The organism is Desertivirga xinjiangensis (assembly GCF_024436435.1).
In the GTDB taxonomy this organism is placed as follows: Bacteria; Bacteroidota; Bacteroidia; order Sphingobacteriales; family Sphingobacteriaceae; genus Desertivirga; species Desertivirga xinjiangensis.
The window spans coordinates 695,419-714,129 of record NZ_JAFMZP010000003.1; the positions used below are offsets into that span (position 1 = coordinate 695,419).

An 18,711-nucleotide genomic window follows, 5' to 3' on the forward strand; every position below is an offset into this window, starting at 1 on the left:
TATAAGAGATGTTTGCAATAAAATTTATCAGTTTTGATGAGGCGACGGGCTATGGGATATCATCGAAATCTCTAATATCTGCATTGATTTCGTCTGGAGTTGATGTTACCACCATTAAAATTACCGCGGGCAATCCGCGCAGCGGAGGACTCATTGGCGACCAGGATAGAGGTGATGGAAGGCATTATGACGCCGTAATAGTCCATACTGTACCAGAGTATTACCCCTTTTGGTATCAGAACGAAAAACGGAATAATCCGGATATTCGGGTATGGGGTTATACAGCCTGGGAAACTGATAAGATTCCAGAACATTGGCCAGAGCTTCTAAATTTAATGGATGGTATTTTTGTGCCTTGCAATTGGAACAAAGCAGTGTTTGAAAAATGTGGTGTTACTTCAAGAGTAGAAGTCCTTCCTCATGTATCGGAGTTTCATGGCGAAACAACTGGTGAAAAGGCCAGAACTACACCTTCGATCCTCAGACCTTTTAAAGATTCGTTTCTTTTTTATACTATATGTGTGTGGAACGAAAGGAAAAACGTTGAAACTTTAATAAAAGCCTTTGCTGAAGAGTTTTCCGACTCTGAAAAAGTATCCCTCGTTATTAAAACCGGTGAAAGGGATTGGTCGAAGTTAAAAAGAAACTGGAGAAAGTTTTTCCGATGGGATTTTGGAGAATCGTCGAGGGCGTTCTCCAAACTCAATGTTAAGAATAGAAGAAATTTGATCCATATAGCTAAGAACGTTTCTGCTGAAGATATCTCTTTTCTTCATAAAAGAGGGGATTGTTTCGTTTCTTTTACCCGCGGCGAGGGTTGGGGAATGGGCGCTTATGAAGCTGCATGGTGTGCTAAGCCCGTGATCATTACAGGGTTCGGCGGTTTTTTGGATTTTTTACCAAAAGCATACTCATACCACTTAAACTATGAAATGACTTCGGTGTCTACAGAGTTCGGCAAAAAATCCTATGATACTAGTCAACAATGGGCGGAGGTGAATATTGCTCACGCAAAGAAGACTATGCGAAGGGTTTTTGAAAATCAGCAAGAAGCCCTAGAAAAGGGATTTAAGCTGCAGAAGCATGTCAGGGAAGAATTCGCGTCAGCCGCAATCGCTGAAAAGTGTATAAGCATTCTAAATGGAAAGAAAGGATAGAATATTTCATTTTGTTTTCGGGTTAAAGGAGCAGACAGAACCGTTTCATCTGTCACACTATTTATGCCTTGCCTCCTGTATCGCCGTTAATAATCCTGATATCGTATATTTTCATTACCAGAATTTACCATATGGATATTGGTGGGATAAGATAAGGGATAGATTAACACTAAATAGAGTTCAACCACAAAGTTTTCTTGATTCTTATGTTTATTCCGACAAAAGCATTGAGAAGTTTAAGTACGCGCACCTGTCAGACATTATTCGACTGGAGGTTTTACTTGAATACGGAGGTATTTATGCAGATATTGATACTCTATTTGTATCGCCTATTCCCGATGAGTATTATAATAAGAAATTTATTCTTGGTCGGGAACGTGTCGACATGACTCAGCAAGCTGCCGTAGAAGCCGGCGGCTCCCTCTGCAATGCCTGGATAGCGTCCGAACAAGGGTCTGAATTCGCCCGGCTATGGCTGGATAGTATGGTAAAAGAATTTAATGGAACCTGGAGTGCGCATTCAACTTTTTTACCGTTTAAGTTAAGCGAGCAATATCCTCAGCTGATCCATGTCGAGCCGGAACGTTCATTTTATCATTTTGACTGGACAGCTGAAGGTATCAAAAGAATTTTTATTGATCCGCTTCAAGACATCAACGGCGTTTATAGTATTCACCTTTGGAGTCATTTGTGGTGGGACCCAGGGCGTAAGGACTTTACAAAGTTTTGTAATAAGGATCTTACTGTTAATTATTTAAGGTACTCACAAAGTACTTATGCAAGGCTTGCCCTCAGGTTCTTGCCGGAAGATACCCAGTTCAGCTCCCTGAAATATCTTTCAGAAAAAATCAAACGTTTTTTTGTGATTTAGAAATTTATGTCCGTATTAAATGCTATAAATTCTTTAAAGGATAAAATCAGGGTTTTAAATGATCTCTTGCCAGCTGATTTATCTTCAAAATGGCGCTTGTCTGTAGTTTTCAGTCTTTTGCTTCCAGTTGTCGACCTGGTTTTCGCCTATTGGATGTACGTGCTTATTATGGTGCTTCAACAGGAAAGTGTTTCAATTGGTTTCTACAAGTTAGATGGCAATGATTTGGCTTTATGTGCTTTGATTCTTGTGATCATAACCCTGGCCCGGCAAGCTGTTGATCTGCTTTCTATAACGTACTCCCGGAAACTGACTCAGACAATATATCGAAGGTTATCTGAGAAACTGATCAGGAAATATCTCTCTATGCCATGGATCGAATTCCTGAATGACAACCGTTCTTCAAAAATTAAGCACAGTACGATCACCGCTCTGGATGCGGCCTATTCTTATCAGGTAGTACTAAATATTCTTGGATCCTTGTCGACGGTTATTTTACTGGGAGCTGCTACTTTTCTAAAAATGCCTGGACTAGCCTTAGCAGTGCTGCTCTCTATTGCAATAATGCTAGTTTTCACCCGTCATTTTATTGCCAGCAAAATAGAGAGTGGCGCTACGGATCATGAATCATACCAAAAAGAGTATCATCAGAAATTGCACGAGGTATTTGATCTTCCGAGAGAGATCAATCTTTTCGGGGTAAATCAATATTTTCTGGAGGCAATTGATGTCCGGCTCCGGAAGTTGAGTAAAATTAAATCTGACTTGTCTATCTATCCGCATGTCCCTCGAATTTTGGTGGAGCTGATCTTGACGGCCACTCTGGCCGGGGGCCTCTTAACTATATCCTCGAATAATTTGCAATCGTCAAAAGAATTGATAGCAAGCTTTGCCACGGCCGCTCTATTGGCTCGTAGAATATTTCCATCTATATCTCAATTATTAGCTTCTTATAGTGATTTGTATGGCAGTACCCATAATGCTGCAATAATTCAAAAAGAGTTGAGCGCTGGTGTAAAAAGCCGACCGTATTTAGAGAGGTCTGAACTGGGGAACAATGCTTTAATTAGGCTCAAAGATGTAAGTTATCATTACAATGGTAGTGCACCACTTTTTAATAATATAAACCTGGAAATTTCAAAAGGTGACCGGATTGCTACTTTTGGGCCAACTGGTAAGGGGAAGAGTACTTTGATGATGATTGCCGCCGGGATACTTAAACCTGTTCATGGCGGTGTTAGTGTAAGTTCTTCTCTCGGTTCTCAGGTATCAATGGCCTATGTGGCGCAAGATATTAAGCTTCTTGATGGTACTATACTGGATAACATTGTATTTGGGCACAGGGATGTGGATGAAAAAAAGATTTGGGATGTTTTAAGGATGGTTTTTTTATATGACCACGTTAAACAAATGCCTTTAGGACTTCATTCTCCTGTCGGAGATAATGGTGCAAAATTTTCGGGCGGGCAAAGACAGCGTATCGGAATTGCACGAGCGTTGTATTTTCAACCTGATGTCCTTTTCCTGGATGAAGCAACTTCTGCAATTGATGAGCACACCGAATCTATGGTTATGGAAAATATTAGCCGGGTTATGGTTGAGGGGGCTTTAATGTTTATAACCCACAGAAAGTCAAACGCTGAAAAGTTTGCCAATAAATTTTGTTATTTATAAGATGAAAGTTCTATTCGATCCTGAGATATTTACATACGGCAGATGCGGAATGGTGAGATATTATGGCAGGTTAATAGAAGAATTAACCATGCGGGGCGTGAAGGTTGAGCTTCCTTTGATGATTTCTGGCAATGATGTTATCTCTGGAAGGATTCAGGCAGCAGCCAAACTGGAGAAGATCCCTTTTCTCGGACGAAGAATTACTCCTCGTTTACAAGCTTTATCCAAAAAATACTATTGGAAGAAAATTGCCCAAGGCGATTACGATATGGTGGTCACTACATCTCCGGTGTTTGAAGATACTTTCTTGAACTATTTGCCTCCGGGAAAACGTTTTTTGATGGTAGTACATGATACCATGCGATGTGTTTTGGGTCCTGAAGGGTTGTTTGATACTAGTAGTGATAGTGCAGATAAGCTGGCATACCTGTCTCGGCGCGCATCTAAAGTAATTTGTATTTCGAAAAAGGTGCAGAATGATATCATAGAACTAGCAGACGTTGATAGAACGGTTACACGTGTAATATACACAGGTAATCTGCTGGACATTAATAGGATAAGTCCTCCCGCCGGATGGTTGCCTGATTCTTATTTGTTGTTTGTGGGACTTCGTGCGGGGCGTAAAAATTTTAGATTTTTTCTTCAGTCAATTGCTGCGCTACTCAATGAAGAAGGCCGTTATCTGGTTTGTACAGGTAAATGCACGCGCTGGGAAGCGGATCTTTTAGATAGCCTAAGTGTAAAGGATAAGGTGATATTTCTTGATGCATCAGATGCTGTGTTAGTTCACCTGTATAAGCATGCCGCTTGTTTGATTTATCCATCACTGTATGAGGGCTACGGCCTGCCTGCCCTGGAAGCAATGTCGTTAGGATGTCCGGTTATTACGTCTGAGTATGGCGGGCTTAAAGAAATTGGAGGAGAAGCGGTTATTTATATAGACCCCTACAGTAAAGAGTCTATGTTGAAGGCGGTAAAAGATGTTTTACAAAGCGAAGCGAAACGAGGCTTGCTAAGGGAAAGAGGATTAAGAAGAGCTAATGGTTTCACCACAGAATCTATGGTCAGCCAGTTCATCATTGAAATGGAAGAGTTATGCGAAAAATAAGTCGATTGAGATCACAAAGGGGGATTGCATTATGGAGACTTGCTGTTAAAAAGGATAGGTTTATAATTCCCGAAAAAATTGGAGGCGCCAGATTACAATTATGAGCAAAGTCTTATTTATCACACCGGTGCATCCTGATGCCAACGGAAGTGGAAGACAAAAGAGAGCTCATTTATGGCTGTCCAATCTTCAGATGGCGGGCCATGAGGTGCACATACTTCATGTACAATGGGATCTCGCTGAAGGTATGACAAGCGTATCAGAAAGGAAACATGTGCTGAACGTCAGGTTTACTTTTACTGAAAAGTTAAATCAGGTCCTGCAATTTTTTACAGCTTTTTTTACTTCCGAAATGGCTGGTATTTCACGGTTTTTTTGGACACCTCTGGCGACTTCACAAAAGGCCCATTTAAAAAGTGTTTATCAAAATAATGATTTTGATAAAATAATATGTTTCAGATTATACTTATCTGAATATGCTGTCTACTTAAAATCTTTAACCGGATGCCCTTTGATGGAGTTAGACATGGATGATATTGAATCCAGTACCTGGAACAGTATTTCCCGGTTGCTCTGGAAAGATAAAGTCTTTAAACGAGCTGTCATTCATAAGCTCACTTCTTTTCATAGCCTTCTTAACGAAAGGAGGGCATTGAAGTTATTTGATTCTGTGTATGTTTGTTCGACAGATGATAAGGGAAGATTAGATAAAGGTTCAGGAAATGCGGAAGTAAAGGTTTTGCCGAACAAGATCCACGGTAATCCGCCCGAAATTCCTATACTCGGGAAACCGTCTCGATTGCTTTTTATAGGATCCTTCGGTTATTATCCTAATGAGGAGGCAATTTTATGGTTTACTAAGAACGTTTTTCCTGAATTAAGAAGACTTAACCCTTCGATCACGCTGAATATCGCAGGTTTTGGTTGCCCTGAAAGATTAGTCAAGTACTTTTCGAGTTTAGAGGGTGTGTTTTTCTTCGAAGGCGTTTCTATAATAGACGAAATGTATGAACAATCTAATATCGTAATATCTCCCCTGCATGCGGGTGGGGGCACCAAGCTAAAAGTGTTGGAAGCTATGTGGTTTGGCTTGCCAGTAGTTGGAACTAAAGAATCTGTAAGAGGGTTAGCTGTTACAGCAAACGACCACTACCTCGCAGCGGACACAAAGGAAGAATTCATTGAACAGTGTTTATTACTATTACAAGATGAACAGATCTACAAACACCTATCCATTGAGGCAAGGAAGTTAGTGGCTGAGAAGTATTGTTATTAGGAAGGGGCATCGGAGTATAACAGGTGCCCCTTCAATAAATTAATCGTCTACCTCCAGCTCTTATACCTGTTTATCAAGCCATTCGTAGAAGCATCATGCGTACGCACCTCTTCCTCACTCTGCAGCTCCGGTAGGATCTTTCCAGCCAGTTGCTTGCCTAACTCAACACCCCACTGATCAAAGCTGAAAACATTCCAGATCACACCCTGCACAAATATCTTATGCTCATACATCGCGATAAGCGCTCCTAAAGTCTCAGGGGTAACCTGTTTCACCATGATAGAATTAGTCGGGCGATTTCCTTCAAACACTTTGAATGGTGCCAGTTTCTCAATCTCTGCTTCTGATTTACCGGAAGCTTTCAACTCAGCCACCACCTCTTCATAAGTTTTGCCGTTCATCAGGGCTTCGGTCTGGGCGAAGAAGTTCGACAACAAAAGCGTATGGTGGTTCCCAATCTTGTTATGTGATTGTGCCGGGGCAATAAAGTCGCATGGGATCAGTTTTGTACCCTGGTGAATTAGCTGGTAGAAGGCGTGTTGTCCGTTAGTTCCAGGCTCGCCCCAAATGATTGGGCCGGTTTGATATTCGATAGCATCTCCGTTACGGTCAACACATTTACCGTTGCTTTCCATATCGCCTTGCTGGAAATAAGCTGCAAAGCGATGAAGGTATTGGTCGTAAGGTAGGATGGCATGGCTTTCTGCTTCGAAAAAGTTATTGTACCAGATACCTAACAAAGCTAAAATTACAGGGATGTTCTGCTCGAACTCGCTTTCACGGAAGTGTTTATCCATAGAATGTGCTCCGCCTAATAATGCTTTGAAGTTATCGAACCCGATGCCTAGTGCAATCGAGGTTCCGATGGCGCTCCAAAGGGAATAACGGCCGCCTACCCAGTCCCAGAACTCGAACATGTTTTGAGTGTCGATCCCAAAGGAAGAAACTGCCTGCGAATTGGTCGAAAGTGCAGCAAAGTGCTTAGCAACGTCACCATCGCTAGCGCCTGAGCTTAAAAACCAGTCTCTTGCGCTGTGTGCATTAGCCATAGTTTCCTGGGTGGTGAAGGTTTTGGAAGCGATCAGGAAAAGTGTAGTTTCCGGATCAACTTTTTTCAGGGTTTCCGCAATATGTGTTCCGTCAACATTGGATACAAAATGAAGGCTAAGATGGGTTTTGTAAGGCTTTAAAGCCTCGGTAACCATCACCGGACCAAGATCCGAGCCGCCAATACCGATGTTTACCACATCGGTAATTGCTTTTCCGGTATAGCCTTTCCATTCGCCTGAAAGAATGGAGTTGGTGAATTTCTCTATTTTTTCAAGAACAGCATTGATATCAGGCATCACATCAGCACCATCCACCAAAACGGGAATATTGCCCTGGTTACGCAAAGCGACATGCAAAACGGAGCGGCCTTCGGTTTCATTGATCTTCTCGCCAGAAAACATCGCCTCTATGGCTTCTTTTAAGCCAGTTTCTTTTGCTAACTGGATTAATAGAGCTATTGTTTTATCGTTGATGCGGTTTTTGGAATAGTCTACGAGGATATCTTTAAATTCAATCGAGAACTTTTCGAAACGTTGCGGATCCTCAGCAAAAAGATCACGCAGGTGCTTGTCGCTTATCTCTACTAAATGATCTGATAAATATTGATAAGATTGTGTTTGAGTAAAGTTTATTGTAGGGAGCATGGTATTATTTTTTAGCGAATATAAAATTCCTTGCTGGAAGACCGATAGGTTTGTTATAATTTGTCACCTTTCCTGATCGCACAGCCGCTCAAATGTTTGCCGTTAAGCTCTGCCTGTGCTGAATAAAAGTAGTTTCGGTCTGACATGCCGTCATTGCAGTTTTCTTTGGTAATCACAAGTTTTAAAGATTCACCTTTGTCATTTTTCACTGCGTAGCTTGTCTTACTACCTGCTACAACCGGTTTAGCATAGGGAAAAGTATAAGATTTTTCGGTAGCTACGTCTTTAAAAGCAATGATGTTTTCGTTGGGAATGATCTCTGCATTCCAGAAGGGCTCATTGCCGAGTGCAATGAATTGAAAATCATAACATTCGGTCATGAAGGATTTTTGTTTAACTTCCCTGATTCTCGTAACAACTATAGTGTTTTGGAACTCCGATGCATAGCCCTGTTCTGTTTTTCCTTTAAGAAAACCCCTGACTTCTGCATAAGCACTTTCGTATGGATACCATAGATTGCTTCTGGATTTGTGATAGGCATTCAGGAGCTGACCACTTTGATCCTCCACCCAATAGGTCTGACCGGTACTGCAGTCCCGGAAGGTGTTTACCTCATTTCCGTTGATGTAAAAGCCGGAGAATTCTCTTTCGGGGATACTGGACTTGCTGGAATCGACCAGCACGTAAGTGGAATCTGCTGGGAGGTTTTGTGCTGCTACCGGTCCATCAGGCGATTGGTTTTTAGTTGCGGAGGTGCATCCGGCACAAAGTAAAAATATTAAAAGGTATCTCGTCATCGGTTTTTTTAAACAAGGTGATTAGCTCTTGGTTTTAGCAGCAGGGACTTTTAAGTTTAGTCTGGGTTCCACGTGGAAGAAAAAATAATGCTATTTTTGCCGCTATGACCAAAGAACAATTGCAGGATTTAAGGGACAGAGTAACGTCCCTGAGGAGGCATCTTTGACGTCGAACGGAAGCTCGATGAATTACGCCTTGAACAAGAATTTACTACAACGCCCGGCTTTTGGGATAAACCCAAAGAGGCAGAAAAAGTGCTTCATGCCATAAAAACCAAAAAGGTCTGGACCGACGGTTATGCTGATGTTAGTGCGGCTGTGGAAGACGCGGCTGTGATGTTTGAGTTTTATCAGTCGGGTGATGCCAGTGCTGAAGATCTCAAAGAACAATATACTGCTGCTTTAAGCAAGCTTGAAGAATTGGAATTCAAGAATATGCTGAGTTCTGAGGAAGACCAGTTAAATGCGGTGATGCAGATCACCGCAGGTGCAGGCGGTACTGAAAGCTGCGACTGGGCACAGATGCTGATGCGGATGTACATCATGTGGGGGGAGAAGAATGGCTATAAGGTAACGGAGCAGGATTTCCAGGAAGGTGATGTGGCCGGGATTAAGTCGGTTACCATTCAGTTTGAAGGGGAGTTTGCCTATGGGTACCTGAAAGGGGAAAACGGGGTGCATCGCCTGGTGCGTATTTCACCGTTTGATGCTAATGCTAAACGTCATACTTCTTTTGCATCGGTATATGTTTATCCGCTGGTAGATGATACGATTGAAATTGAGGTTAACCCTGCGGATATTGAGTTTGAAACATTCCGCTCGGGAGGAGCAGGGGGGCAGAATGTGAACAAGGTTGAAACAGCTGTCCGTTTGTATCACAAGCCTTCGGGAATTATTATCAAAAACCAGGAGTCGCGCTCACAGTTGCAGAACAAGGAGAATGCGATTCGCTTGCTGAAATCTCAGTTATATGAGATTGAAATGCGGAAGAAAAGGGAGACTACCGCTGCTATTGAGGGATCTAAGAAAAAGATTGAGTGGGGCTCGCAGATCAGGAATTATGTTTTACATCCATATAAGTTGGTGAAAGATCTGAGGACTAACTATGAGACTTCAAATGCACAGGGGGTGTTGGATGGGGATTTGAATGATTTTCTGAAGGCGTATTTGATGGAGTTTTAATTTATTATAATAAATTATTTTCCTAGATGGGGATTTGAATGATTTTTTGAAGGCTTATTTGATGGAGTTTTAGGATTTGGCACACGCGGCACGCGTGCGTCAGCAGGAGCTTTTGTTAGATCGTCATGCCGAATTTATTTCGGCACCTCTTGAGTTTATTTTAGATCAAGAGGTCCTGAAACAAGTTCAGGATGACGAAGAATAGAAATAGCTTGTTTGGGAATTCAAGCACCTTTCTAATTCAAATCATTGATTTGGTTTGGGATTTTCCATCACCTCAAGTAATTCTTCAATTTCCCTCACTTTATCCTCATAGCCAAGTTTGGTATAGGCTGCTATCAGGTTCCTTAAGATCCGGCGGATGATGTTTTCATTACTGCAGGGCTCGTAAAAAGATCTGTCTGGCTTAAGGTTTAGCTGTTTTAGGAACGAATCGACATCTCTCCTTCCAAAGATAAAACCTTTGTTAAATGCATTGATATAAAACAAAACGCTTTCTTCCTGGGAGAAATCTTTGGTTTCATCCACAAACCCAAGTATGAAATGCTGGGGAAGGTTTACTCCGTAAACCGGAATATCCAGTTTCTGAGCGATCACTGAATAGATCACCGCCAGGGAGATCTGGTTGCCTTTTTTGCTTTCTAGAACCTGGCTGATGTAAGAGTTTTGTGGGTCCTGGTGATTGGTGGTATTCCCTGAAAATCCATGAATTCCATAAAGCACGTGGTTGATCAGTTTTACTTTTTCAACTGCGCTCATGTCGTACATCATCTGAGTCCATATTTCCCGCTTGATATCCTCGATCTGATTCACAATCTTTTGCGGATCCATGTCGGGATATTGGTATTTATTGATGATGATGACGCCTTGTAACAGATCAAAAGCACCTCCGTGGTACCAAAGCTCCAGTTCGCGTTTTACATCGAGATATTGTATCTTGTGTACAAGGTCTTCGATACGCTGTTGCAGTACTGCATCAAACGACTGTTCCCAGGCGGATTCTAAATACTCAACAACCTCACTGCCATATGATAGCAACTTATCCTCTACATGATCCGCAATCTCCTGATCCGGATCGTCCAGTAGTTTGATTAAGGATTCTATTTCTTTCTGATTAAGCATTTATACTAAAATAGTAAATTTCTATAAAATTTAGGACAAGCCTGATATCCTTTACCTAATTTTGACGCTTTATGATTAACGTACAACTGCTTAATTCTTACATTAAACATTGGTTAACTGCTAAAACCCGTCACGGGACTCATTCTCCTTTCGTTTATAAGTTAGTAGATGAAGTGATCTACGATTACTCACCCAGGGATGACTTCCACGAAATTGAGCAATTAAGAAAGCATCTTCTTTCTGATGAAAGATACATTACCATCACAGACCTTGGAGCTGGTTCACACGTCAATAATAATAAAAGGAAGCAGGTAAAACAACTGGCAAAGAATGCCTTAAAGCCTTCTAGACTTGCACAGCTGATATACAGGTTATCTAACGACCTGAATCCGCAAAATATTATCGAGCTTGGGACCTGCCTGGGCTTAACTACGTCTTATCTTGCCAGATCTGCTCCGAAGGGAAAGATCATCAGTATTGAGGGATGTCCTCAAACGGCCGCTATAGCAAGGGAGAACCTGAATAAGTTGAGGGTTTCAAATAGTACTATACTTACGGGGGATTTTGATACGGTGTTACCTGAAGTCTTGTCTGGTATCAATGAACTCGATTTTGTTTTTATTGACGGTAATCATCGTAAACAGGCAACCCTCGATTATTTTAACCTGTGTCTTCCTAAAGTTCATGAGGGCTCTTTATTGATTTTCGATGATATTTACTGGAGTAAGGGAATGCAGGAGGCCTGGGATGAGATTAAGGCGCATCCTCAAGTGACTGTGACGGTTGATCTGTTTTGGATTGGGTTGGTTTATTTTAGAGGAGGGCAGGTTAAAGAGGATTTTAAGATAAAGTTTTAGATAGTTGATAGGGTGAATCGATAGAGACCCTTAGGAACTCTATCGGCAGAATAGGGGCTTGATGGAGAGAAGTTTAGTCAAGAGGTCCTGAAACAAGTTCAGGATGACGAAGAAACAGAGCTTGCTGGATTTATAAACACCTTCCCTTAAAACGCTTCCGAGAGCGATAGATAAAAGCCTTGCTGACGTTTCTCGTTTGAACGTTTTTCTCCAAAGGCATAGTCGAGTCGGACACTTAGACCTCTTATTGGCGCTACGAAATATCTTAATCCAGCTCCGTAACTTGGCTTTAAGTTGTTTAAGCTAAATAGGCCGTTTTCGTATACTGACCCAAGTCCGGCGAAACCGGCTATGCCGAATCTGGGGATGAGGCGGTAGCGCAGTTCGGCCTGTGTAGCCAGCAGGTTGCGGTCGCGGTAGCGGCCGGTATAATATCCGCGCATCACCTGGTCGTTGCCCAATTGCGGTAGCAGATAGAAGGGGGCGTTGGATCCCTGTAACGACTGGTAGTTCAATTGAACGCCCAGGACGGTTTTAGAATTTAAGCTGTTGAACGTTCTAAAGTCCAGCTTAAATAAGCTACCAGTAAAGTTTTCTCCGCCGAAAATATCCGGAGCAAAAGAGTAATTGAATCTTATGTACGTGCCTCTAGTTGTATAGGTATTGGTGTTCCGGCTGTCGATTATTTGAGTGAGCCCGATAAATGCCGCGCGGCCACCATCTTTATCCCTGATAAATCTGCCTGTTTCATAGATGCCTCCCGGCTCTTTATCAGTGTATTTATAGTCTTCATAACTGGCAGTCGCACCAAGGTAAATACCTCTTTTCAGCAACTTCTCAACCTCGGCACTGAATCTGAAAAGTTTTTGGGTAATAATCTCTTTATCCGCTTCCCGGGTTTTATCTCCAACACCGTAGAAGTTGAAAGGAAAGTTTTTATAGCGAAGTTCTCCCGAATAATGATATCGGTTGCCTGCCGACCAGACATCCGGTTTTATGCTGAAATTGCTTTGTTTTTTGGTGGTGAACGCCGCTACAGCGGAAATGTTCGAGCTTCGTGTAAGGGTGTCTTTAGTATTTGTGTAAAATGAGGAGAGCGAAGCCAGGCCAAATTGCCAGCCTGTTTCCTGGGCATAGCCCACCGCGGGTAGCACCATGAAGGAGCCTTTTTTTGTACTATCGCCCTGGCTCGAAAGCAATTTTTCGGTGAGCCTCCTCTGCCCGGATGCAGAATTAAGCAAGTAAAGAGAAATTATAAACAGGATGCAAAACTTCTTCATCGGATGCGAAGATAAGGATTCGGAAGCTTTGATTTGAGAAAGACATTAATAGGCGATATTGTCCATTTAAAAAATGCTATTTTTGCCAAAATTTTAACGATATGAACAGAGGTCCGATTTCACAGTTTATAGAACATAATTATCGCCATTTCAATGCCGCTGCTCTTCTTGATGCTGCAAAAGGATATGAAACTCATCTTGAAGAAGGTGGTAAAATGATGATCACGCTTGCCGGTGCTATGAGTACTGCAGAGCTTGGCATCTCTTTGGCTGAAATGATTCGCCAGGGGAAAGTCGATATTATTTCGTGTACAGGGGCTAACCTCGAAGAGGATGTGATGAACCTTGTGGCTCACTCTCACTACAAGCGTGTTCCTAACTACCGTGATTTAAGTCCGCAGGAAGAATGGGATCTTCTGGAAAACGGCTACAACCGGGTAACCGATACCTGTATTCCCGAAGAAGAGGCCTTCCGCCGGATCCAGAAACATATTTACAAGATATGGAAAGACGCAGAAGAAAAAGGTGAGCGCTATTTTCCGCATGAGTTTATGTACAAATTGCTTCTTAGTGGAGTAATGAAAGAAAACTACGAAATACCTGTCGAGAACAGCTGGATGATCGCTGCGGCGGAACGTAATCTGCCTATAATTGTGCCGGGATGGGAAGACAGTACCATGGGTAATATTTTTGCATCCTACGTGATAAAAGGCGAGTTAAAAGCAAGTACCATGAAAAGCGGTATCGAATATATGGCCTGGTTGGCCGACTGGTACCGCGCTAATTCGGATGGCAAAGGGATAGGTTTCTTCCAAATCGGCGGCGGTATTGCCGGAGATTTTCCTATTTGTGTAGTGCCTATGCTTTATCAGGATCTGGAAATGCATGAAATCCCGTTCTGGAGCTATTTCTGCCAGATATCCGACTCAACTACTTCTTACGGTTCGTATTCCGGAGCAGTGCCTAATGAGAAAATTACCTGGGGAAAGCTTGATATAACTACTCCTAAATTTATAGTTGAATCAGACGCAACCATTGTTGCTCCCCTGATTTTCGCATGGGTGTTGAAACAATAATAAATGTTCTAACATCTGCAAAAGCTTTTTAAAGAAGCTGCAAGATCATTAAAACAAAAAACGCTTTAGTAGTATCACTGGGGCGTTTTTTCAATTATTTAGAATGGTTATAAATTGATATTACAGGTCATCATAGTGTCATCCATAGCTGAATTAATTATACTTTTGTCATCCGAAAATGTGACTTAAAACACATTTTCGGTTTACATTCAATTTTTTTATCGTAAAATATAAATATGAGAAGCATCTCATTGGTTTTTAGAAGAATTGCAAAATCTTTACTATTTGTTTCAGCCTTAAGTTTCGGGGTCAATGCTAACGCTCAGGATGCAGCAGCACCGGCAGGCGATGCAGCAGCAGGAGCAGCCATTTTTAAGCAAAAATGTACATCCTGCCACGCAATCAGTCGTCAGGTTGTTGGTCCTGCATTGAAGGGTATCAATGAAAAGTACGACGAGGCATGGTTGATCAAATGGATTAAGAATTCGCAGGCGTTAGTTGCCGCTGGAGATCCGGCAGCAGTAAAAGTTTTTAACGAATATAATAAAACTGTAATGACTCCATTCCCGGAGTTGTCAGATGACGATGTTCGTAATATCCTTGCTTATGTGGCGAAGGAAGAGTCTGCACCAGCAGCTGCCCCAGGTGCTGCAGGAGCAACAGGCGAGGAGGGTGGCACTGCTGCTAAGGGCGACGAGGTAAGCAATTTCATGCTTGGCGGATTAATCCTGGTAGTGATCATCGCTCTACTGGTTATTCTGGTACTTAACAGGGTTGTTAAGACCTTAGATCGTATAATCCTGCAAAAACAGGGTTTACTGGTTGAAGGTGAGGATCAGGAAGAGAGCGCTGCTGTTCGTTTCAGAAGGCTTGCTAAAAATAAAAAGTTTGTATTCTTCGTGATCATCCTTTTGGTAGCCTTGTTTGGCTCTTTGGGATGGAAGGCCATGTGGAACACAGGTGTTCATCAGGGATATCAGCCTGAGCAGCCTATCAAATACTCTCACCAGTTACACGCTGGTACTCTTAAGATCGATTGCCAATACTGCCACTTCAATGCATACAAGTCAAAGAATGCGGCTATCCCTTCGTTGAACGTGTGTATGAACTGCCATAGCTACGTTACTGCAAGTGATAAATATAACGGTGAAACTTCACCTGAAATTGCAAAGATCTATAAGGCTTTGGATTACGATCCGGCTACTAAGCAATACGGTGATAATCCAAAACCTATTCAGTGGGTTCGTATTCACAACCTGCCTGACCTGGCCTACTTCAACCACTCTCAGCACGTAACTGTTGCGGGTATTGCATGCCAGGAATGTCACGGACCTATCCAAACAATGCCTGAAGTATATCAATACTCTCCTCTTACTATGAAATGGTGTATCAATTGCCACCGTACAAGAGAAGTGAACTCTAAGGGCAATGCTTATTATGACAAAGTACTTGCAGTGCACGATCAGTTGAAGAAAGGTGAAAAAGTTACGCCAGCGGTTTTAGGCGGACTTGAGTGCGGTAAATGTCATTATTAATAAATTAAAGAACTTACGAATACAGTTTATATAGCTTAAATGGAAAGCAATAAAAAATACTGGAAAGGTATAGAAGAGCTGCAAAAAACTCCTGAGTTTGTAGAAAGTAATAAAGGCGAATTCTCAGAGTCATTACCAATTGAGGAAGTGTTGAGCGAGGCTGGCTTAAAAACAGTTACTCCGCGACGCGACTTCTTGAAAGCGCTTGGTTTTGGTGTTGGTGCAGTATCTTTAGCAGCCTGCCAAACAGCTCCGGTACAAAAATCAATTCCTTATCTTGTTAAACCTGAAGAGGTTACTCCTGGTGTAGCAAACTACTATGCATCAAGTTATAACGGATATGGCGTTCTTGTAAAGACAAGAGAAGGCCGTCCGATTAAAATTGAAGGTAATCCTGCCTGTTTATTAAGCGGCGGTCGCTTAGACGCTGTTGGTCAGGCTTCAATTCTTGATCTTTACGATGTATCTAAATTAAAGAAGCCAGTTCTCAATGGTGATGAAAATGCAACATGGGAAAAGGTTGATGCTTTTGTGCGTGGCGAATTAGCTAAGGCACAAGCATCAGGCAAAAAAATAAGAATAGTTTCATCAACAATAAACAGCCCCTCTGCAAAAGGGGTGATCGCTGAATTTATTGCTAAGTATCCTAACGCTAAACATGTTCAGGTTGATGCGGTATCTTACAGCGGCATCATCCAGGCAAATCAGGCTAGTTTCGGTTCTGCGGTTGTGCCACACTATCAGTTTGATAAAGCTGATGTGATTGTAAGTTTCGGCGCTGATTTCCTTGGTACCTGGATCTCTCCTTTAGAGTTCAACCGTCAGTACGTGACTAAAAGGAACATGGCATCTTTAAAAGACAAAAAGATGTCACGTCATATCCAGGTTGAATCAGGAATGAGCTTAACAGGTACTAATGCGGATGCCCGGATTGCTGTTAAGCCTTCAGAAGAGAATCTGGCATTGTTAAATCTTTATGCCGCTCTTGGTGGAAGCGTTCCTGCGCAGAAATTAAGCAGTCCTGCTGCAGAGAAAGGTATCGCTATTGCTGCAAAGGAATTGGCGGCTGCTAAAGGCAGAGCGCTTGTAGTAAGTGGATCGAACGATGTAGCGGTTCAAACTGTAGTTAATGCTATCAACTCCCTTTTAGGAAGTTATGGAACTACTATCGATCTTACTAATCCATCTTATCAATACACTGGAAACGATGCTGACTTTGTTGCATTCGTTAAGGAGTTAAGTGCAGGTGAAGTGGATGCGGTGTTCTTCCTTAATTCAAACCCTGTTTATAGCGTTGCAAATTCTCAGCAATTTGCAGAAGCATTGAACAAAGCTAAATTAAGGGTATCGTTCTCTGATCGTGCTGACGAAACAGCATCTCTATGTAATGTAATTGCTCCGGTTCCTAACTATCTTGAAACCTGGAACGATTCAAATCCAATTGGTGGTTACTATACCATAGTACAACCTACCATCAATCCGGTATATAACACTCGCCAGGCTGAGCAAAGCTTATTGGTATGGTCTGACAATCCGGTTAAGAATTACTATCAGTACCTTAAGAATAACTGGGAGAAAAATATTCTTCCTCAGGCAGGCTTAACCTGGAAGGCTTTGTTACAAAAAGGTGTGGTGTCCTCTACAGCTGTAGCTGCTGCGGGATCTGCAAGTTTTGCAGGTAATGCTGCCGGGGCTGCGCAAACTATTGTAAACGCAAGCAAGGCTCTTGTGAAGGAGGGTAAAGGTGCGGTTCAATTGAGCTTATATGAGTCTGTTGCTATCCGCGACGGTAAATATGCAAACAACGCCTGGTTACAGGAATTGCCTGATCCGGTTTCTAAAGTAACATGGGACAACTATGTTGCCATTAACCCTAAATACGCTGAAGAGTTAGGAATATCTGAATTCGACAATGTACTGGTAAAATCAGGCGACAGACAGATTGAGTTACCGGCTCTTTATCAGCCAGGACAAGCAAAAGGAACAATATCCATTGCTTTAGGTTACGGACGGTTAAAAGTAGGAAATGCTGGTAATGAAGTCGGTAAGAATGCTTATCCTTTTGTAACTCTTGTCAACGGAACATTCCAGAGAGTTACTTCAGCTACTATTGAAAGAGGTAGCGGTAAATATGAGCTTGCTCAAACTCAGACACACCATTCATTTGAAGGCAGGAATATCATTCGGGAAACAACCTTCAAGGAATATGTGAACGATCATCATGCAGGTTCTGGAAAACACGGTGGGCATAAAGATTACGATCTATGGCCAGAGCATAAGCAAATAGGACATAGCTGGGTAATGGCTATCGACCTTAACGCTTGTACCGGTTGTGGCGCTTGTGTGGTTGCCTGTAATGTAGAGAACAACATCCCGGTTGTTGGTCGTGATGAAGTTCGTCGTCGCCGTGAAATGCACTGGTTACGTATCGACCGTTATTACAGCATACAGGAAGGTGGAAAATCCGTAACTGAAGAGAAAGAGATCGAGGACCTGGAAGGCGATTTTGAAAACGTAACCGTGGTAAATCAGCCGATGCTTTGTCAGCATTGCGATCACGCTCCTTGCGAAACGGTTTGTCCGGTTATCGCAACCATGCACTCGTCTGATGGCTTGAACCATATGGCTTACAACCGTTGCGTTGGTACACGTTACTGCGCTAACAACTGTCCATATAAAGTTCGTCGCTTCAACTGGTTCAACTATTGGAACGATTCCCGTTTCGATAATTATATGAATAACGAGTTTACACAATTAGTACTTAATCCTGATGTTACTACACGTTTCCGTGGAGTTATGGAAAAATGTACTATGTGTCTGCAACGTATTCAAGCTGGAAGGCTGCAGGCTAAGATTGAAAAACGCCCGTTACGCGATTTGGAAATCCAAACTGCTTGTCAGCAAACCTGCCCTACTAATGCAATTATATTTGGTGATGCTAATGATCCTGATTCAGCAGTTCGTAAAGCTTTAGGTAATGAGCGCACGTACTATGTATTAGAGGAGATTAATACCAAACCAGGTGTTGGTTATCAAACAAAAGTTAGAAATTCAGTAGAAGCTTAATTAAATCAAAGTAAGA

General features: G+C 42.2%; 14 protein-coding genes. 10 read left to right on the forward strand and 4 right to left on the reverse strand.

Going from position 1 to position 18,711, the window contains the following annotated elements:
* Nucleotides 1-8: 8 nt before the first annotated feature.
* The 5 genes from J3P37_RS11150 to J3P37_RS11170 all read left to right on the forward strand — a co-directional run bounded on the left by J3P37_RS11150 (nucleotide 9) and on the right by J3P37_RS11170 (nucleotide 6,086).
* Nucleotides 9-1,157, forward strand: a complete 1,149-nt coding sequence (locus J3P37_RS11150) for a glycosyltransferase (RefSeq protein WP_256011199.1) — start codon at nucleotides 9-11, stop codon at nucleotides 1,155-1,157.
* Nucleotides 1,141-2,028: a capsular polysaccharide synthesis protein gene (locus J3P37_RS11155; RefSeq protein WP_256011200.1), complete on the forward strand. Its 888-nt coding sequence runs from the start codon at nucleotides 1,141-1,143 to the stop codon at nucleotides 2,026-2,028. Before J3P37_RS11150 ends, J3P37_RS11155 begins: the two co-directional genes overlap by 17 nt.
* 6 nt (nucleotides 2,029-2,034) lie before the next feature.
* Nucleotides 2,035-3,702: an ATP-binding cassette domain-containing protein gene (locus J3P37_RS11160; RefSeq protein WP_256011201.1), complete on the forward strand. Its 1,668-nt coding sequence runs from the start codon at nucleotides 2,035-2,037 to the stop codon at nucleotides 3,700-3,702.
* A 1-nt stretch (nucleotide 3,703) separates the two neighbouring features.
* Nucleotides 3,704-4,810 (forward strand): glycosyltransferase family 4 protein, encoded by a 1,107-nt coding sequence (locus J3P37_RS11165; protein ID WP_256011202.1) that lies wholly within the window; start codon nucleotides 3,704-3,706, stop codon nucleotides 4,808-4,810.
* Nucleotides 4,811-4,910: 100 nt separating this feature from the next.
* Nucleotides 4,911-6,086 (forward strand): glycosyltransferase, encoded by a 1,176-nt coding sequence (locus tag J3P37_RS11170; protein ID WP_256011203.1) that lies wholly within the window; start codon nucleotides 4,911-4,913, stop codon nucleotides 6,084-6,086.
* Between the two features lie 47 nt (nucleotides 6,087-6,133).
* Here J3P37_RS11170 and pgi read toward each other — a convergent pair whose 3' ends face one another.
* Both pgi and J3P37_RS11180 read right to left on the reverse strand, forming a co-directional pair.
* Entirely contained in the window at nucleotides 6,134-7,780 is a 1,647-nt protein-coding gene (gene pgi / locus J3P37_RS11175) for a glucose-6-phosphate isomerase (RefSeq protein WP_256011204.1), read from the reverse strand.
* A gap of 53 nt (nucleotides 7,781-7,833) precedes the next feature.
* On the reverse strand, nucleotides 7,834-8,577 hold the full coding sequence (locus J3P37_RS11180; protein WP_256011205.1) for a COG3650 family protein: 744 nt from the start codon (nucleotides 8,575-8,577) through the stop codon (nucleotides 7,834-7,836).
* A gap of 104 nt (nucleotides 8,578-8,681) precedes the next feature.
* Here J3P37_RS11180 and prfB point away from each other — a divergent pair.
* A protein-coding gene (gene prfB, locus J3P37_RS11185) for a peptide chain release factor 2 (RefSeq protein WP_256011206.1) occupies nucleotides 8,682-9,759 on the forward strand; the annotation gives its coding sequence in 2 pieces (ribosomal slippage) (nucleotides 8,682-8,741 and nucleotides 8,743-9,759; 1,077 coding nt in all).
* A gap of 246 nt (nucleotides 9,760-10,005) precedes the next feature.
* Here prfB and J3P37_RS11190 read toward each other — a convergent pair.
* Nucleotides 10,006-10,881, reverse strand: coding sequence for a transglutaminase-like domain-containing protein (locus tag J3P37_RS11190; protein ID WP_256011207.1), 876 nt, complete (start codon nucleotides 10,879-10,881; stop codon nucleotides 10,006-10,008).
* 71 nt (nucleotides 10,882-10,952) lie between these two features.
* On the opposite strand from J3P37_RS11190, the gene J3P37_RS11195 reads away from it, so the two are divergent.
* Nucleotides 10,953-11,738, forward strand: coding sequence for an O-methyltransferase (locus J3P37_RS11195; protein ID WP_256011208.1), 786 nt, complete (start codon nucleotides 10,953-10,955; stop codon nucleotides 11,736-11,738).
* Nucleotides 11,739-11,884: 146 nt separating this feature from the next.
* On the opposite strand, the gene J3P37_RS11200 is transcribed toward J3P37_RS11195, so the two are convergent.
* Nucleotides 11,885-13,018: a BamA/TamA family outer membrane protein gene (locus J3P37_RS11200; protein WP_256011210.1), complete on the reverse strand. Its 1,134-nt coding sequence runs from the start codon at nucleotides 13,016-13,018 to the stop codon at nucleotides 11,885-11,887.
* A 101-nt stretch (nucleotides 13,019-13,119) separates the two neighbouring features.
* Here J3P37_RS11200 and J3P37_RS11205 point away from each other — a divergent pair, with 101 nt between their 5' ends.
* The 3 genes from J3P37_RS11205 (at nucleotide 13,120) to J3P37_RS11215 (ending at nucleotide 18,695) form a co-directional block, all read left to right on the forward strand.
* On the forward strand, nucleotides 13,120-14,094 hold the full coding sequence (locus J3P37_RS11205; RefSeq protein ID WP_256011211.1) for a deoxyhypusine synthase family protein: 975 nt from the start codon (nucleotides 13,120-13,122) through the stop codon (nucleotides 14,092-14,094).
* 236 nt (nucleotides 14,095-14,330) lie between these two features.
* Nucleotides 14,331-15,629, forward strand: a complete 1,299-nt coding sequence (locus tag J3P37_RS11210; protein WP_256011212.1) for a c-type cytochrome — start codon at nucleotides 14,331-14,333, stop codon at nucleotides 15,627-15,629.
* Between the two features lie 39 nt (nucleotides 15,630-15,668).
* A complete protein-coding gene (locus tag J3P37_RS11215) occupies nucleotides 15,669-18,695 on the forward strand; it encodes a TAT-variant-translocated molybdopterin oxidoreductase (RefSeq protein ID WP_256011213.1) in 3,027 nt (1,008 codons plus the stop codon).
* The last annotated feature ends 16 nt before the right edge of the window (nucleotides 18,696-18,711 follow it).

What these genes read in the sequence shown, in the direction of transcription:
- J3P37_RS11150 (WP_256011199.1), top strand. Translation starts at nt 9, where the DNA reads ATGTTTGCAATAAAATTTATCAGTTTTGATGAGGCGACGGGCTATGGG.
- J3P37_RS11205 (WP_256011211.1), top strand. Translation starts at nt 13,120, where the DNA reads ATGAACAGAGGTCCGATTTCACAGTTTATAGAACATAATTATCGCCAT.
- J3P37_RS11190 (WP_256011207.1), bottom strand. Translation starts at nt 10,881, where the DNA reads ATGCTTAATCAGAAAGAAATAGAATCCTTAATCAAACTACTGGACGAT.
- J3P37_RS11215 (WP_256011213.1), top strand. Translation starts at nt 15,669, where the DNA reads ATGGAAAGCAATAAAAAATACTGGAAAGGTATAGAAGAGCTGCAAAAA.
- J3P37_RS11165 (WP_256011202.1), top strand. Translation starts at nt 3,704, where the DNA reads ATGAAAGTTCTATTCGATCCTGAGATATTTACATACGGCAGATGCGGA.
- J3P37_RS11155 (WP_256011200.1), top strand. Translation starts at nt 1,141, where the DNA reads ATGGAAAGAAAGGATAGAATATTTCATTTTGTTTTCGGGTTAAAGGAG.
- J3P37_RS11160 (WP_256011201.1), top strand. Translation starts at nt 2,035, where the DNA reads ATGTCCGTATTAAATGCTATAAATTCTTTAAAGGATAAAATCAGGGTT.
- J3P37_RS11170 (WP_256011203.1), top strand. Translation starts at nt 4,911, where the DNA reads ATGAGCAAAGTCTTATTTATCACACCGGTGCATCCTGATGCCAACGGA.
- J3P37_RS11200 (WP_256011210.1), bottom strand. Translation starts at nt 13,018, where the DNA reads ATGAAGAAGTTTTGCATCCTGTTTATAATTTCTCTTTACTTGCTTAAT.
- J3P37_RS11180 (WP_256011205.1), bottom strand. Translation starts at nt 8,577, where the DNA reads ATGACGAGATACCTTTTAATATTTTTACTTTGTGCCGGATGCACCTCC.
- J3P37_RS11210 (WP_256011212.1), top strand. Translation starts at nt 14,331, where the DNA reads ATGAGAAGCATCTCATTGGTTTTTAGAAGAATTGCAAAATCTTTACTA.
- pgi (WP_256011204.1), bottom strand. Translation starts at nt 7,780, where the DNA reads ATGCTCCCTACAATAAACTTTACTCAAACACAATCTTATCAATATTTA.
- J3P37_RS11195 (WP_256011208.1), top strand. Translation starts at nt 10,953, where the DNA reads ATGATTAACGTACAACTGCTTAATTCTTACATTAAACATTGGTTAACT.